Annotated in this window: 13 protein-coding genes; 12 read left to right on the top strand and 1 reads right to left on the bottom strand. The window is 68.6% G+C overall.

Annotation, left to right across the window (positions count from 1 at the left end; translation table 11 throughout):
• Positions 1 to 8 precede the first annotated feature (8 nt).
• The 3 genes from ACZ7MG_RS17060 (at position 9) to ACZ7MG_RS17050 (ending at position 2,674) form a co-directional block, all read left to right on the top strand.
• Complete coding sequence (locus ACZ7MG_RS17060; protein ID WP_471379914.1) at positions 9 to 689, top strand: ATP-dependent Clp protease proteolytic subunit; 681 nt, start codon at positions 9 to 11, stop codon at positions 687 to 689.
• Positions 690 to 892: 203 nt separating this feature from the next.
• A complete protein-coding gene (gene clpX / locus ACZ7MG_RS17055) occupies positions 893 to 2,179 on the top strand; it encodes an ATP-dependent Clp protease ATP-binding subunit ClpX (RefSeq protein WP_086762710.1) in 1,287 nt (428 codons plus the stop codon).
• Positions 2,180 to 2,398: 219 nt separating this feature from the next.
• On the top strand, positions 2,399 to 2,674 hold the full coding sequence (locus tag ACZ7MG_RS17050) for a hypothetical protein (RefSeq protein WP_471379916.1): 276 nt from the start codon (positions 2,399 to 2,401) through the stop codon (positions 2,672 to 2,674).
• A gap of 90 nt (positions 2,675 to 2,764) precedes the next feature.
• On the opposite strand, the gene ACZ7MG_RS17045 is transcribed toward ACZ7MG_RS17050, so the two are convergent.
• Positions 2,765 to 3,724 (bottom strand): hypothetical protein, encoded by a 960-nt coding sequence (locus ACZ7MG_RS17045; protein WP_471379917.1) that lies wholly within the window; start codon positions 3,722 to 3,724, stop codon positions 2,765 to 2,767.
• A 137-nt stretch (positions 3,725 to 3,861) separates the two neighbouring features.
• Here ACZ7MG_RS17045 and ACZ7MG_RS17040 point away from each other — a divergent pair, with 137 nt between their 5' ends.
• The 9 genes from ACZ7MG_RS17040 to rodA all read left to right on the top strand — a co-directional run bounded on the left by ACZ7MG_RS17040 (position 3,862) and on the right by rodA (position 15,971).
• Positions 3,862 to 6,492 carry a valine--tRNA ligase gene (locus ACZ7MG_RS17040; protein ID WP_471379918.1) on the top strand — a complete coding sequence of 877 codons (2,631 nt, stop codon included), beginning with the start codon at positions 3,862 to 3,864 and terminating at the stop codon, positions 6,490 to 6,492.
• Positions 6,493 to 6,730: 238 nt separating this feature from the next.
• Entirely contained in the window at positions 6,731 to 8,239 is a 1,509-nt protein-coding gene (gene folC, locus ACZ7MG_RS17035) for a bifunctional tetrahydrofolate synthase/dihydrofolate synthase (RefSeq protein ID WP_471379920.1), read from the top strand.
• A gap of 10 nt (positions 8,240 to 8,249) precedes the next feature.
• Complete coding sequence (locus tag ACZ7MG_RS17030) at positions 8,250 to 8,603, top strand: DUF4233 domain-containing protein (protein ID WP_471379921.1); 354 nt, start codon at positions 8,250 to 8,252, stop codon at positions 8,601 to 8,603.
• A gap of 76 nt (positions 8,604 to 8,679) precedes the next feature.
• Complete coding sequence (ndk, locus tag ACZ7MG_RS17025; RefSeq protein WP_471379923.1) at positions 8,680 to 9,093, top strand: nucleoside-diphosphate kinase; 414 nt, start codon at positions 8,680 to 8,682, stop codon at positions 9,091 to 9,093.
• A gap of 422 nt (positions 9,094 to 9,515) precedes the next feature.
• Positions 9,516 to 10,535: a rod shape-determining protein gene (locus ACZ7MG_RS17020; protein ID WP_005479350.1), complete on the top strand. Its 1,020-nt coding sequence runs from the start codon at positions 9,516 to 9,518 to the stop codon at positions 10,533 to 10,535.
• A 174-nt stretch (positions 10,536 to 10,709) separates the two neighbouring features.
• Positions 10,710 to 11,663, top strand: a complete 954-nt coding sequence (mreC, locus tag ACZ7MG_RS17015; protein ID WP_471379924.1) for a rod shape-determining protein MreC — start codon at positions 10,710 to 10,712, stop codon at positions 11,661 to 11,663.
• A 28-nt stretch (positions 11,664 to 11,691) separates the two neighbouring features.
• Positions 11,692 to 12,363: a rod shape-determining protein MreD gene (gene mreD, locus ACZ7MG_RS17010; RefSeq protein WP_471379926.1), complete on the top strand. Its 672-nt coding sequence runs from the start codon at positions 11,692 to 11,694 to the stop codon at positions 12,361 to 12,363.
• A 144-nt stretch (positions 12,364 to 12,507) separates the two neighbouring features.
• Entirely contained in the window at positions 12,508 to 14,778 is a 2,271-nt protein-coding gene (gene mrdA / locus ACZ7MG_RS17005; protein ID WP_471379927.1) for a penicillin-binding protein 2, read from the top strand.
• Complete coding sequence (gene rodA, locus ACZ7MG_RS17000; protein WP_471379929.1) at positions 14,775 to 15,971, top strand: rod shape-determining protein RodA; 1,197 nt, start codon at positions 14,775 to 14,777, stop codon at positions 15,969 to 15,971. Before mrdA ends, rodA begins: the two co-directional genes overlap by 4 nt.
• Positions 15,972 to 16,056 lie beyond the last annotated feature (85 nt).

Here is a 16,056-nt window from a genome sequence, read left to right as displayed (position 1 = left end):
AGACCACAGTGAACGACTTCCCCGGCAGCGGCCTCTACGAAGGCGCACGCTCCCAGTACTCGGGCCCCACGGCCGAGTCCCGCTACGTCATCCCGCGCTTCGTCGAGCGCACCTCGCAGGGCATCCGTGAGTACGACCCGTACGCGAAGCTCTTCGAGGAGCGGGTGATCTTCCTCGGGGTGCAGATCGACGACGCCTCCGCCAACGACGTCATGGCGCAGCTGCTGTGCCTGGAGTCGATGGACCCCGACCGGGACATCTCGGTCTACATCAACAGCCCCGGCGGCTCCTTCACGGCGCTGACCGCGATCTACGACACGATGCAGTTCGTGAAGCCCGACATCCAGACGGTCTGCATGGGGCAGGCGGCCTCCGCCGCCGCGATCCTGCTGGCCGCCGGTACGCCGGGCAAGCGCATGGCGCTGCCGAACGCCCGCGTCCTGATCCACCAGCCGTACAGCGAGACGGGCCGCGGCCAGGTCTCCGACCTGGAGATCGCCGCCAACGAGATCCTCCGGATGCGTTCGCAGCTGGAGGAGATGCTGGCCAAGCACTCGACCACGCCGATCGAGAAGATCCGCGAGGACATCGAGCGCGACAAGATCCTCACGGCCGAGGACGCGCTCTCGTACGGCCTGGTCGACCAGATCATCTCCACGCGAAAGATGAACAACAGCAACGTCCGCTGACGCGGGAGAAGCTGTATTATCTGCCGCCCCTTGGCATGGTTGGCACCGTTTGACCCAGTGCACGACAAGGTGCACGTCAAAGCGAACCGTGCCAAGGGGGGCCCGAACGGGGGGCCCGGCAAGGTACCGTCGACATAAGGCAGCACCAGGAGCCGCTGGATTCCAATCGTCCAGGCGTCTCCCAGGCGAAGGGGAAGCACACCGTGGCACGCATCGGTGACGGCGGCGATCTGCTCAAGTGCTCGTTCTGCGGCAAGAGCCAGAAGCAGGTCAAGAAGCTCATCGCAGGGCCCGGTGTGTACATCTGCGACGAGTGCATCGACCTCTGCAACGAGATCATCGAGGAGGAGCTCGCGGAGACCAGCGAGGTCCGCTGGGAGGAACTCCCGAAGCCCCGCGAGATCTACGAGTTCCTGGAGGGGTACGTAGTCGGCCAGGAGGCGGCCAAGAAGGCGCTCTCCGTCGCCGTCTACAACCACTACAAGCGGGTCCAGGCCGGCGAGAACGGCGGCGGTCAAAGCCGCGAGGACGCCATCGAGTTGGCGAAGTCCAACATCCTGCTGCTGGGCCCCACGGGCTCCGGCAAGACCCTCCTCGCCCAGACCCTCGCGCGCATGCTGAACGTCCCGTTCGCGATCGCCGACGCGACGGCGCTGACGGAGGCGGGCTACGTCGGCGAGGACGTCGAGAACATCCTCCTCAAGCTCATCCAGGCGGCCGACTACGACGTCAAGAAGGCCGAGACGGGCATCATCTACATCGACGAGATCGACAAGGTGGCCCGAAAGAGCGAAAACCCGTCCATCACCCGCGACGTATCGGGTGAAGGCGTCCAGCAGGCCCTGTTGAAGATCCTGGAAGGCACGACGGCCTCGGTCCCGCCGCAGGGCGGCCGCAAGCACCCGCACCAGGAATTCATCCAGATCGACACGACGAACGTCCTGTTCATCGTCGGCGGTGCCTTCTCCGGTCTGGAGAAGATCATCGAGTCCCGGGCCGGCGCCAAGGGCATCGGCTTCGGCGCGACGATCCGCTCGAAGCGTGAACTCGAGTCGAAGGACCAGTTCGAGGACGTCATGCCGGAGGACCTCGTCAAGTTCGGCATGATCCCCGAGTTCATCGGCCGCCTCCCCGTCATCACCTCCGTCCACAACCTGGACCGCGAGGCCCTCCTCCAGATCCTCATCGAGCCCCGCAACGCGCTGGTGAAGCAGTACCAGCGCCTCTTCGAACTCGACGGCGTGGAGCTGGACTTCGAGCGCGAGGCGTTGGAAGCCATCGCCGACCAGGCCATCCTCCGCCAGACCGGCGCCCGCGGCCTCCGCGCCATCATGGAGGAAGTCCTCATGTCGGTCATGTACGAGGTCCCGTCCCGCAAGGACGTGGCCCGAGTAGTCATCAACGCCGACGTAGTCCGCTCAAACGTCAACCCGACCCTGATCCCGCGCGACGCACGGGGGCGGGGGCCGGGGGAGCAGAAGACGGCATAACTCCCGTCCTCTCCACGCACTTTGCGTGAAGGTGCCTGGCGCAGGGATGCGCCAGGCACCTTTTTCGTCGCTCAAGCGCCTGCCCACCGAAGGAAACACGCCAGGCTCACGTCGATGCCTTGGATCCCTGCCTGCTCTCATGATCTAGTCGAGGCCGACCATATCGATCGCTCGTTCGAGCGATAGTGCAAGTGAAACGGGAGGCTGCTGATAAAGGCCATGAAGATCAAGAGAGCTCTGGCAGTGATGAGTGTGGTGGCGGCCGCAGGCGTCGTCCCGCTGGTGACGGCCGCACCGGCGCACGCGTCGCAGGCGCAGTGTGTGAACTACCTCGGCGGCGAGGGGTATGTGATCGGCCCTAGGGTCAGAGCTGCTTGCGACCACGCGGCGCTCTCTTCCGGCGCGATAAAGCTGCCCAACCCGTATTGCCTGACCGGGCTCGCGAACATAGGCGTCCGTTCCGGTGACGCTTCGGCGGCTTGCAAGCGCGCCTGATGAGGTGACAGCACACGTGGAAGACGGCTCGGCCCGTGTGTGAGGGGCCGAGCCGCATTCTTTGTCGATGGCAACCGGGAGTTGCGGGCGTCAGATCTTGACGCGGACTTCCTTGCGAAGCTTGGCGGCGATCTCGGCCGCCTCGTTCGGGTCCGCGGCCTTGCCCGCCGCGACGTCCGTGAACTCCATGGGCATCACGAAACCGAGGGTGCTGTAGTCGCCCCAGACGCAGTAGACCAGGTTCATCTCGGACGGCCCACCGCTCGTGGTGGCGCTCTCGTCCAGCTTCCCCTTCGCCTTCTGGCACTTGAGGACGGCGCCGTCCAGCCCGTCCGGCGTGTACTGCTCGGCGTCGCCGATGAAGGTCACGTCGTTCTTCGCGGCCTCTTCCTTCTGCATCGCGAGGAAACCGTCGACCGCCTTCTCCGGGTCCTCGATCTCGCCGTAGACGCCGCCGTAGTTGATCATCTTCCCGGCCAGGGGGTTGCTCTCGTCCCCCGACTGGTAGTTGGCGCTGACGTCCTTGGGGTTCTTGATGCCGAAGGCTTCGGCCTTCTTCAGATCCTCGTCGGTCATCTCGTCGCCGCTGTCGCTGCTCTTCTTGTACTCAGTGAGCACAGTCGCCGGCGTAGTCAGCTTGTGCGGCCCGTCGTCCGCGATGTCCGCGCCGCTGCCGCTTCCGCCGAGGACGAAGTACGCGCCCACCGCGACCGCCGCCACCACGGCGACCGCGCCCAGGATGATGCCGACCTTCTTGCCGCCACCGCCGGAGGCGACCGGCGGCTGCGGGACGGTCGGGTAGGGCTGCTGGCCGTAAGGGGCCTGCTGCTGGCCGTACGGCGGGGTCTGGGACGGGACGCCCTGGGGGGCCTGCTGGGGGTACCCGTAGCCCGGCTGCTGCGGCGGCGCCTGCTGCGGGTAGCCGTAGCCGGGCTGAGGGGCGGCCTGCGGCGGCTGCTGGCCGTAGGGCCCCGGCTGGCCGCCCGGCTGACCGTACGGTCCGGGCTGCTGAGGCTGCCCACCGTATGGGCCCGGCTGGTTGTAGCTCATCGTCTGGGTTCCCCTCCAGATGCTTATGTGTTCCTGACATCCTGGCGCAATCTCGATGGCCGCCGAGCACCGGGGTGCACACCGTTACCGAACAATCGGGTTTCGGGACCACCCCGTAACACCCCTAAACTGAGCGGGTGACCGAGAACGCTCAGCAGCAGCCTCCAGCGCCCGCCACCGATCTGCCGACCCAGTACGCGCCGGCCGATGTAGAGGGGACGCTGTACGAGCGCTGGGTAGAGCGCGGTTACTTCGCGGCCGACGCCAAGAGCGACAAGCCCGCGTACACCATCGTCATCCCCCCGCCGAACGTCACCGGCAGCCTGCACCTCGGGCACGCCTTCCAGCACACCCTCATGGACGCCCTGACCAGGCGTAAGCGCATGCAGGGGTACGAGTCGCTGTGGCTGCCCGGCATGGACCACGCCGGCATCGCCACCCAGAACAAGGTCGAGCAGCAGCTCGCCGAAGAGGGCAAGTCCCGCCACGACTTGGGGCGCGAGGAGTTCGTCGAGCGCGTCTGGCAGTGGAAGGAGGAGTACGGCGGCAAGATCCTCGGCCAGATGCGCCGACTCGGCGACGGAGTCGACTGGGACCGCGAGCGGTTCACCATGGACGAGGGGCTGTCCAAGGCCGTCCAGACCATCTTCAAGCGGCTCTACGACGACGAGCTGATCTACCGCGCCGAGCGCATCATCAACTGGTGTCCCCGCTGCCTCACCGCGATCTCCGACATCGAGGTCGAGCACCAGGAGGACGCCGGCGAGCTGGTCTCCATCCGGTACGGCGAGGGGGACGACAGCCTGGTCGTCGCCACGACCCGCGCGGAGACGATGCTCGGTGACACCGCCGTCGCCGTCCACCCGGACGACGAGCGGTACAAGCACCTCATCGGCAAGCTCATCAAGCTGCCGCTCACCGACCGCTCCATCCCGGTCGTCGCCGACACCCACGTCGACCCGGAGTTCGGCACGGGTGCCGTCAAGGTCACGCCCGCCCACGACCCGAACGACTTCGCGATCGGCCAGCGCCACGGCCTGCCCTCCATGACGATCATGGACGAGCACGGTGTCATCACCGTCCACGGCCCCTTCCTCGGCCAGGACCGCTTCGAGGCCCGCTCGGCCGTCGTCGGCGCACTGCGCTCTCAGGGCCGGATCGTCGCCGAGAAGCGCCCGTACACCCACTCCGTCGGCCACTGCTCGCGCTGCAGGACCACCGTCGAGCCCCGGCTGTCCATGCAGTGGTGGGTCAAGGTCGGCCCGCTGGCCCAGGCCGCCGGTGACGCCGTCCGTGACGGCCGCGTCAAGATCCACCCCGAGGACATGTCGAAGCGCTACTTCGACTGGGTCGACAACATGTACGACTGGTGCATCTCGCGCCAGCTCTGGTGGGGCCACCGCATCCCCGTCTGGTACGGCCCGGACGGCGAGACGGTCTGCGTCGGCCCCGACGAGCAGCCGCCCGGCACGGAGGCCGAGGGCTGGACCCAGGACACCGACGTCCTGGACACCTGGTTCTCCTCCGGCCTGTGGCCGTTCTCCACGCTCGGCTGGCCCGAACAGACCGAGGACCTGCGGAAGTTCTACTCCACCGACGTCCTGCTCACCGGCCACGACATCATCTTCTTCTGGGTCGCCCGGATGATGATGTTCGGCCTGTACGCCATGGACGGCGAGGTCCCCTTCAAGACCATCGCGCTGACCGGCCTGGTCCGCGACGAGCGCGGCAAGAAGATGTCGAAGTCCTTCGGCAACGTCGTCGACCCGCTCGACTGGATGGACAAGTACGGCTCCGACGCGCTCCGCTTCACCCTCGCGCGCGGCGCCAACCCGGGCACCGACGTCCCGATCGGCGAGGACTGGGTCCAGGCATCCCGCAACTTCGCCAACAAGATCTGGAACGCGACCCGCTTCGCCCTGATGAACGGCGCGACCGTCGAGGGCCCGCTGCCGGACGCCTCGAAGCTCTCCGCGACCGACCGCTGGATCCTCGCCCGCCTCAACGAGACGGTCGAGCAGGTCGACGCGTACTACGAGGACTACCAGTTCGCCAAGCTCAGCGACGCCCTGTTCCACTTCGCGTGGGACGAGGTCTTCGACTGGTACGTCGAGCTGTCCAAGACGACGTTCCAGGCCGGCGGCGAACCGGCCGAGGTCAGCCAGCGCGTCCTCGGCGAGGTCCTGGACGTCACCCTGCGCCTGCTCCACCCGGTCATCCCGTTCGTCACGGACACCCTGTGGACGACGCTGACCGGCGGCGAGTCCCTCGTCGTCGCCGACTGGCCCAAGGACAGTGGCTTCCGTGACGACGCCGCCGAGCGCGAGATCGAGCTGGTCCAGGAGGTCGTCACCGAGGTTCGCCGCTTCCGCGCCGACCAGGGCCTCCAGCCCGGCCAGCGCGTCCCGGCCCGTCTGACGCTCGACGGTACGGTCCTCGCCCCGCACGAGGCCGCGATCCGTCAGCTCCTCCGCCTCCAGCCCGAGGGGGAGGGCTTCGCGGCCACGGCGACCCTGCCGGTGGCGGGCGCCGAGGTCGCCCTCGACCTCTCCGGTGTCATCGACGTCGCCGCCGAGCGCAAGCGCCTGGCGAAGGACCTCGCGGCGGCCGAGAAGGAGAAGGCCCAGGCCACGGCCAAGCTCGGCAACGAGGCGTTCCTCGCGAAGGCGCCCGATCAGGTGGTGGACAAGATCCGCGGCCGCCTCGCCAAGGCGGACGAGGACATCGCCCGCATCGCCGCCCAACTGGACCGCCTCCCGAAGGCGTAGCCCTCCGGGCTGTACGTGGGTGAAGGCCCCGGTGCTCTTGCTTGGGCACCGGGGCCTTCGGCTGGCCGGGGGAGACCGCGCGGCCCGGCGCTCACGGGGCGCCTGGTGACCGCCGGTCACTCAGGGGCGCGGGGAACTGCGCGAGCAACCACGACCCACCCGCAGCCGCCGTACAACCCCTGCCCCCGAGCCATGAGGCGCCCCCGGCCCGGCGAAGCCCCACCCGTAGACTGGCCCCGTGAGCGAACGCAGTGACCCGCAGCCCGACCCGATCGACCCGTTCGAGGAGATCATCGCCGCGGAGACCGACCGGGATCCGGACCTCGCGGTGATCGAGGCCGGCAGCCGCACCCTGCGTGCCCAGGGCGGCGCACCGCAGGGTGACGTACCGACCCGCCCCGCCGACCCGGCCGTCGACAAGGCGCTGCGCGAGGTCGAGACCGACCTCGCGACCCGCTGGGGCGAGACCAAGCTGGAGCCCTCGGTCACCAGGATCGCCGCGCTGATGGACGTCCTGGGCGAGCCCCAGCGCTCGTACCCCTCCATCCACATCACCGGCACCAACGGCAAGACCTCCACCGCCCGCATGATCGAGGCCCTCCTCGGCGCCTTCGAACTGCGCACCGGCCGCTACACCTCCCCGCACGTCCAGTCGATCACCGAGCGCATCAGCCTCGACGGCGCCCCCATCTCCGCCGAGCGGTTCGTCGAGACGTACGAGGACATCAAGCCGTACATCGAGATGGTGGACGCGGCCCAGGAGTACCGGCTCTCCTTCTTCGAGGTGCTGACCGGCATGGCGTACGCCGCCTTCGCCGACGCCCCCGTGGACGTGGCGGTCGTCGAGGTCGGCATGGGCGGCACCTGGGACGCCACCAACGTCATCGACGGCGACGTCGCCGTCGTCACCCCCATCGACCTCGACCACACCGACCGGCTGGGTGAGACGCCCGCCGAGATCGCCGTGGAGAAGGCCGGCATCGTCAAGCCGGACGCGACCGTGATCCTGGCGCAGCAGCCGGTGGACGCGGCCCAGGTGATGCTGAAGAAGGCCGTGGAGGTCGACGCGACGGTGGCCCGGGAGGGCCTGGAGTTCGGCGTCGTCGCGCGGCAGGTCGCCGTCGGCGGACAGATGCTCACCCTGCGCGGCCTGGGCGGCGAGTACCCCGAGGTCTACCTCCCGCTGCACGGCCCGTACCAGGCGCACAACGCGGCCGTCGCCCTCGCCGCCGTCGAGGCGTTCTTCGGCGTCGGCTCGCAGCGCCCCGAGCCGCTCGACATCGACACGGTCCGCAAGGCGTTCGCGGCCGTCTCCTCACCGGGCCGGCTGGAGGTCGTACGGCGGTCCCCGACCGTCGTCCTCGACGCCGCCCACAACCCGGCGGGCGCGCGGGCCACGGCCGAGGCCGTCGCAGAGGCGTTCGACTTCAGCCGGCTGATCGGCGTCGTCGGGGCCAGCGGCGACAAGAACGTACGGGGTCTGCTGGAGGCCTTCGAGCCGATCTTCGCCGAGGTCGTGGTCACCCAGAACACCAGCCACCGCGCGATGGACGCCGACGAACTGGCCGGGATCGCGGTCGAGGTGTTCGGCGAGGAGCGGGTGCAGGTCGAGCCGCGGCTGCCCGACGCCCTGGAGGCGGCGATCACGCTCGCCGAGGAGGAGGGCGAGTTCGCGGGCGGTGGCGTCCTCGTCACCGGTTCCGTCATCACCGTCGGCGAGGCCCGGCTGCTGCTGGGGAAGGGCTGAGTTCCACACCATGCGTACCCTCTGTGCTTCGACCCTGATCGGCGAGTTCTTCGTGATCGGCTTCGCCGGGCTGGTCGCCATGAAGGACCCGGAACTGGCCATGACGACGGTCTGGACGGTCAGCGGCATCGCCATGTTCCTGTGCGTCGTGCTGTGCGGGCTGGTCACCCGGCCCGGTGGCATCCAGCTCGGCTGGGCGCTGCAGATCGCGCTGATCCTTTCCGGCTTCTTCGTCCCGACCATGTTCTTCATGGGCGTGGTCTTCGCCGCCCTGTGGTGGGCCTCGGTCCACTTCGGCCGCAAGGTCGACGAGGCGAAGGCCCGCTTCGCCGCGCAGGCCGCCGGCGAGGCCGGCGCATCCTGACGCTGCGTAACACGGTGCCGGGCGGGCCCTGTAGCCTCTGAGCTCCGCACCCGTGTGAAACGAAGGAGTCACCACAGTGAGCCAGCGCACCCTCGTCCTGCTCAAGCCCGACGCCGTCCGGCGGGGCCTGACCGGCGAGATCATCAGCCGTATCGAGCGGAAGGCCGGCTGGCAGATCACCGCGCTGGAACTGCGGACCCTGGACCAGGAGACGCTGGAGCAGCACTACGGCGAGCACAAGGGCAAGCCGTTCTACGAGCCGCTCGTCGCGTTCATGGCCTCCGGCCCGGTCGTCGCGCTGATCGTCGAGGGTGAGCGGGTCATCGAGGGCGTGCGGGCGCTGGCCGGTCCGACCGATCCGATCGCCGCGCAGCCCGGTTCGATTCGCGGTGACTACGGAGTGATCGTGCGGGAGAACCTGATCCACGCCTCAGACTCCGAGGAGTCGGCCGAGCGCGAGGTCAAGATCTTCTTCCCCGGGCGCGCGTGAGCCCCGGGCGCGCGTGAGCCCCGGGCGCGTGAACCCCGGCCGCGCGTAGCCGCGTCCGAGACGGCGGGGGCCGGTGATCGGTCCCGCCCCCGCCGCCTCTACTCTTCTCGCAACACACGGCCACCACCCACACGGCCTAGCCCCAGGCTGACCAGCCATCTCCGCCGAAATTCCGGCCGTACAACGGCATATGCGGGGCGATCGCGGGAACGTGCACCCCCGATGGATCGTCTCCAGAGGCGAGGCGACGCATCGCATGCCCACAATGGCGAAGACCCTCGCGCAGTGTTCGTGCGGGCGAGACTACGATGTAAGCCTTCACGTCACAGCACCCACTTCGCCGACCCGAAAAAGCCTGAAAGGCACTCAAAAGCCCTCAGTGCCCTCCTGGGAAGGCCACACGAATCCTGATGGGGAACTCAATGTCGTTCATCGGCCGTGACATGGCTGTCGACCTCGGGACCGCCAACACGCTGGTGTACGTCAGGGGTCGCGGGATCGTACTGAACGAGCCGTCCGTCGTCGCGATCAACACCAACACCGGTGGCATTCTCGCGGTCGGCGCGGAAGCGAAGAAGATGATCGGGCGGACCCCCGGCAACATCGTTGCCGTACGTCCGCTGAAGGACGGTGTCATCGCCGACTTCGAGATCACCGAGCGGATGCTCCGCTACTTCATCCTGAAGATTCACAAGCGGCGGTATCTCGCCCGTCCTCGGGTCGTCGTCTGCGTGCCGTCCGGCATCACCGGTGTCGAGCGTCGCGCCGTCATCGAGGCGTCCTCCCAGGCCGGCGCCCGTCAGGTGCACATCATCGAGGAGCCCATGGCCGCGGCCATCGGCTCCGGCCTGCCGGTCCACGAGGCCACGGGCAACATGGTGGTGGACATCGGCGGCGGCACCACGGAGGTCGCGGTCATCTCCCTCGGCGGCATCGTCACCGCCCAGTCCATCCGCGTCGCGGGCGACGAGTTGGACAACGCGATCATCCAGCACATCAAGAAGGAGTACTCGCTCCTCCTCGGTGAGCGGACGGCCGAACAGATCAAGATCACGATCGGTTCGGCGTACGACCTCGACGCTGACGAGCACACCGAAATCCGCGGCCGGGACCTTGTGTCCGGGCTGCCCAAGACCGTCGTCATCTCCGCCGGAGAAGTGCGGAAGGCGATCGAGGAACCCGTCAACGCCATCGTCGATGCCGTCAAGACGACCCTCGACAAGTGCCCGCCGGAACTCTCCGGCGACATCATGGACCGGGGCATCGTCCTCACCGGCGGCGGCGCCCTGCTCCGCGGCCTCGACGAACGGCTGCGCCGGGAGACCGGAATGCCGATCCATATCGCCGAGGACCCGCTGGACAGTGTGGCGCTCGGCTCCGGCAAGTGCGTCGAGGAGTTCGAGGCGTTGCAGCAGGTGCTCGACGCCCAGCCCCGCAGATGACGTGACACTTCGATTCCGCCGTACGGGACGTTCTCTTCTCGTGCGGCGGATCGTTGATATAGAGGCATAAGCTCCCACAAAGCGCCCCTACGGTTCCCGGCCCGGGATTCCGAGGGGCTACCCGAATTCCCCAATTCCTGTCGAATTCCTATGAGGAAGGCACGGCCGCCGCACGTGAGGGACACACGAGAGAGCCGGCTGCTCCTGGTGCTGCTGATCGCCGTCGCGTTCGCGCTGATCACGGTGGACATCCGCGGCGGGGAGGACTCACCGGTCGACGGTGCCCGACGTGCCGCCGCCACCGTCTTCGGCCCGATCGAGGACGGCGTGTCGACCGCCGTCGACCCGATCGGCAACGCCATAAGCGCCGTCCGCGCCTCCGGCTCCCGCCACGACCGGCTCGCCGCGCTGGAGAAGGAGAACGCCGAACTGAAGGCGTCCCTCGGCAGCGACGACCGCAACAGCAGCAGGCTCGACCAGCTCGACAAGATGCTGAAGACCGCCGCGAACGGCCAGTACGGCATCAAGGGCGCCGAGGTCATCGGCATAGGAGCGGCCCAGGGCTTCTCCTGGACCGTCACCATCGACATCGGCAGCGACGACGGCATCACCCGCGACATGACCGTCCTCAACGGCGACGGGCTCGTCGGCCGCGTCACCACCGTCGGACCGAACACCGCGACCGTGCTCCTCGCCAACGACCCCGACTTCACCGTCGGTACCCGGATGGAGTCCACCGACGAACTCGGCTTCGCCTCCGGCCAGGGCGACCGCCCGCTGCGCGTCGAACTCCTCAACGGCAAGGCCAAGGTCAAGGCGGGCGACCGCCTCGTCACCTTCGGCTCGCAGGCCGACAAGCCGTTCGTCCCCGGCGTCCCGGTCGGCCTCGTCTCCAAGGTCGACCCCTCCGGCGGCGACCTCACCCGCACGATCTACGTCAAGCCGTTCGTGGCCTTCACCCAGCTCGACATCGTCGGCGTTGTCGTCCAGCCGCCGCGCAAGGACCCGCGCGACACCGTCCTGCCGGACAAGCCGAAGGCCACCCCCACGCCGACCGTGACGGTCACGGTCACCCCGGGCGCGGACGAACCCGGCGACGGCACCGACGGACAGCCGCAAGAGCAGTAGACGTAGGACAGTAGGAGCTGACCCCTTCATGCGCTTCAACCGGATGCTGCTCTCCACCACCCTGGTGATCGTCGCCCTGGTGATCCAGGTGAGCGTCCTCGCCAGACTCCATCTCCCGGGCGCCGTCCCCGACCTGGTGCTCCTCACCGTGCTCGGCCTCGCCCTGGTCTACGGCCATGTCGGCGGCGCCCTCGTCGGCTTCGGCGCCGGGCTGCTGTCCGACCTCGCGCCCCCCGCCGACCACGCGGCCGGACGGTACGCCCTGGTCCTCTGTGTCATCGGCTACCTCGCGGGGCTGGCGAAGCCCGAGACCGGCCGCCTGAAGTCGGCGACCGGCCCCATGGCCGTGGTCGTCGTGGCCGCGCTCGGCGCGACCCTGCTGTACGCCGGGGTCGGCGCCCTCGTCGGCGACGACGCCGCCCGCCATGTCGGCCTGCCCAGCCTGCTGTTCACCGCCGCGCTGTACGACCTGCTGCTCGCACCCTTCGTCGTCCCCGGCGTCATGGCGCTCGCCCGGCGCGCCGAGAACGATCCGCTCGCCGAGACCAACAGCGCCGCCAAGGCGCCCGACGTCTCCTCCGGCTGGCTCTCCGGAGGCACCGGCCTGCGCATCGGCAACCAGCGCGGCGGCCTGCGCATCAAGGCCGCGCGCTCACGGATGGCCCGGGCGGGACGCATCAAGGGGGTCAAGCGGCTGTGACGGCACGGCACATGACACCCGGGGCGGGCGCGGGGGCGGATGGGGGAACCGATCACCGCCGAGCGGTGTACCCCATGTACCAGCACTCCGCGCACGGCCCGCACCCGCACCACCCGCACACGCTCTGAGAGGGGGAGACAGGCAGTGACCAACATCCCGGAGACCGGACGGACCCCACGGGTCCAGATCCGGCTCATCATCATCCAGATCCTCGTCTTCTCCCTCCTCGGCACCCTCGGCGGCCGCCTCTGGTACCTCCAGATCCGCGAGGGCGACGCCTACGCCAAGGAGGCCTCCGGCAACCACGTCCAGCAGGTCGTGCAGCCCGCCGTGCGCGGCTCGATCCTGGACGCGCGCGGAGTGCCGATCGCGGACAACGAGACCCGGCTGGTCGTCTCCGCCTCTCGCACCGACCTGCTGAAGATGGACGACGACGGCAAGGCCGTCCTCACCAAGCTCGCCGGCGTCCTGGACATGAAGCCCAAGGACGTCATGGACAAGGTCCGGCTCTGCGACTCCGAGACCCCCCAGCCCTGCTGGAACGGCTCGCCCTACCAGCCGATCCCCATCACCGACGAGGCCACCGCCAAGCAGGCCCTGCAGATCCGCGAGCGCTCCGAGGACTTCCCCGGCATCACCGCCGAACCCCAGGCCGTCCGCCGGTACGCCAGCCCCGGTGGCTCCAAGACCTCGCAGGTCCTCGGCTATCTCTCCCCGGTCACCGACGAGGAGATCACCAAGGCCCAGGACACCGACTCGCCGTACCTCCGCTCCGACCAGGTCGGCCGCTCCGGCCTGGAGCGCCAGTACGACAAGGAGCTGCGCGGCAAGGCCGGCGTCACCCGGTACGAGGTCGACAACCTCGGCCGTGTCATCGGCGAGGCCGAGGCGGATCCCGCCCAGCCCGGCGCCAACCTGGTCACCAGCGTCGACGCCCGCGTCCAGCGCATCGCCGAGTACGAGCTGAACGAGGCGATGAAGGAAGCCCGCAAGCAGAACGACCGCAACACCGGGACCAACTACAAGGCCGACTCCGGCGCCGTCGTCGTGATGGAGGCCAAGACCGGCCGCGTCGTCGCCATGGCCTCCAACCCGGACTACGACCCGAACGCCTGGGTCGGCGGCATCTCCGCCAAGGACTACGCGAGGCTCACCGGCAAGAAGTCCAACTACCCGCTGCTGAACCGCGCCATCCAGGGCCAGTCCGCCCCCGGCTCCATCTTCAAGGTGGTCCCGACCGCCGCCGCGGTGAACGCCGGCTACTCCTTCAACGGCCCCTACGAATGCTCCAGTTCGTACTCGATCGGCGGCCAGGTCTTCAAGAACTTCGAGTCCCAGAGCCACGGCGGGATCAGCCTCGGCAAGGCGCTGGAGGTCTCCTGCGACACCGTCTTCTACCGCCTCGCCCACGAGGAGTGGAAGCGCGACGGAGGCATCAAGCCCAAGAAGGGCGCCAACGACTGGTTCTACAAGACCGCCCACCAGTTCGGCCTCGGCGCCGAGACCGGCATCGACCTGCCCAACGAGGTCACCGGCCGCATCCCGGACCGCAAGTGGAAGCTGGACTACTGGAAGGCCAACAAGGACGCCTGGTGCAAGTACGGCAAGAAGGGCGGCTCGTACGCCGAGCAGATCGCGTACGAGAACTGCCTCGAAGGCAACCGCATGCGCGCCGGTGACTCCGTCAACTACTCCATCGGCCAGGGCGACACCCTCGTCACCCCGATCCAGATGGCCACCATCTACGCGGCCATCTCCAACGGCGGCACCCTCTACGACCCCACCGTCGGCAAGGCGATCATCAGCGCCGACGGCAAGAACGTCCAGGAGATCGCGCCCAAGTCGCACGGCAAGCTGCCGATGACGAAGAAGACCCACGACGAGATAGACGAAGCCCTGGAGGGAGTCGCGACCCGCGGTACGGCCGCCTGGCGCTTCGAGGGCTGGCCGCAGGAGCAGATCCCGATGCACGCCAAGACGGGTACGGCCGAGGTCTACGGCAAGCAGACGACCTCCTGGTTCGCCACCTACACCAAGGACTACTCGATCGTCATGACGATCTCCCAGGGTGGTACGGGCTCCGGCGCCTCGGCCCCCGCCGTGCGCAAGCTGTACAACGCGCTGTACGGCGTCTCCGAGGACGGCAAGATCGACAAGAAGAAGGCGCTGCTGCCCACCCCGCAGAAGGGCCTGCCGAAGATCGAGTCCGACGGCTCGATCGACGCCCCGAAGCTGGAGAACTACCCGCCGAAGAAGAGCGCGGAGGAGAAGGCGGCGGAGGACGCGCAGACGGTGGCCGCCGGGCCGCTCGCCCAGCCGGTGTCGCTGAACGACCTGGCGGCGATCGTCGGCACACGGGGGAGCGGAGGCAACCGCGCCGCCCGTCGACGAGAGAGGCGGAGGGCATCCGTATGACCGGCAACAGCTTCTCCGTCTCCGGGTACGGGCCCGAACGCTCCGGCTGGACCCGGCTGTTCGCCCGTGACTCGCTCGCCCGCCGGCTCGACTGGCCGATACTGTTCTCGGCCATCGCGCTCTCCCTGATCGGCGCGGCCCTCGTCTACTCGGCGACCCGCAACCGCACCGAACTCAACCAGGGCGACCCGTACTACTTCCTCTTCCGGCATCTGCTCAACACCGGCATCGGCTTCGCCCTGATGATGGGCACGGTCTGGCTCGGCCATCGCACCCTGCGCACGGCCGTGCCCGTCCTGTACGGCATCTCGGTCCTGCTGATCCTGCTGGTGCTGACCCCGCTGGGCGCGACGATCAACGGCGCCCACGCGTGGATCGTCATCGGCGGCGGCTTCTCGCTCCAGCCCTCGGAGTTCGTGAAGATCACGATCATCCTGGGGATGGCGATGCTGCTGGCGGCCCGGGTGGACGCCGGCGACAAACCCCACCCGGACCACCGCACGGTCGTGCAGGCCCTCGGTCTCGCCGCCATTCCGATACTGATCGTCCTGCTGATGCCGGACCTCGGCTCGGTCATGGTCATGGTGGTCATCGTGCTCGGCGTCCTGCTCACCTCGGGCTCCTCCAACCGCTGGGTCCTCGGCCTCATCGGCACGGGCGCGGTGGGCGCGATCGCCGTCTGGCAGCTCGGGGTGCTCGACGAGTACCAGATCAACCGCTTCGCCGCCTTCGCCAACCCCGAGCTGGACCCGGCGGGCGTGGGCTACAACACCAACCAGGCCCGGATCGCCATCGGCTCCGGCGGACTGCTCGGCACCGGGCTGTTCAAGGGGTCGCAGACCACCGGGCAGTTCGTGCCCGAGCAGCAGACCGACTTCGTCTTCACGGTGGCGGGGGAGGAGCTGGGGTTCGTGGGCGCGGGGCTGATCATCCTGCTGCTCGGGGTCGTCCTGTGGCGGGCCTGCCGGATCGCCCGCGAGACCACCGAGCTGTACGGCACGATCGTGGCCGGCGGCATCATCGCCTGGTTCGCGTTCCAGTCCTTCGAGAACATCGGGATGACCCTCGGCATCATGCCGGTGGCGGGCCTGCCCCTGCCGTTCGTGTCGTACGGCGGGTCGTCGATGTTCGCGGTGTGGGTGGCGGTGGGGCTGCTGCAGTCCATCAGAGTGCAGCGCCCGATGTCGGCGTAGCGGTGGGCGGTGGTAACGCCGGGTAGCGTCGAGGGGAACGGTGGTTGTCGGGCGATCGGCAGGGTGGGGCTGCCCAGGGAGGCAA

Source organism: Streptomyces sp. NPDC107538 (assembly GCF_055657445.1).
Note: the sequence above shows the minus strand (reverse complement) of the source record. Positions and strands in the feature narration are given on the sequence as shown.

Bases quoted from the DNA above. Each gene is read 5' to 3' on its own strand.
- ACZ7MG_RS17045 (WP_471379917.1), bottom strand. From the start codon at position 3,724: ATGAGCTACAACCAGCCGGGCCCATACGGTGGGCAGCCTCAGCAGCCC.
- ACZ7MG_RS17050 (WP_471379916.1), top strand. From the start codon at position 2,399: ATGAAGATCAAGAGAGCTCTGGCAGTGATGAGTGTGGTGGCGGCCGCA.
- rodA (WP_471379929.1), top strand. From the start codon at position 14,775: ATGACCGGCAACAGCTTCTCCGTCTCCGGGTACGGGCCCGAACGCTCC.
- mreD (WP_471379926.1), top strand. From the start codon at position 11,692: ATGCGCTTCAACCGGATGCTGCTCTCCACCACCCTGGTGATCGTCGCC.
- ACZ7MG_RS17020 (WP_005479350.1), top strand. From the start codon at position 9,516: ATGTCGTTCATCGGCCGTGACATGGCTGTCGACCTCGGGACCGCCAAC.
- ACZ7MG_RS17030 (WP_471379921.1), top strand. From the start codon at position 8,250: ATGCGTACCCTCTGTGCTTCGACCCTGATCGGCGAGTTCTTCGTGATC.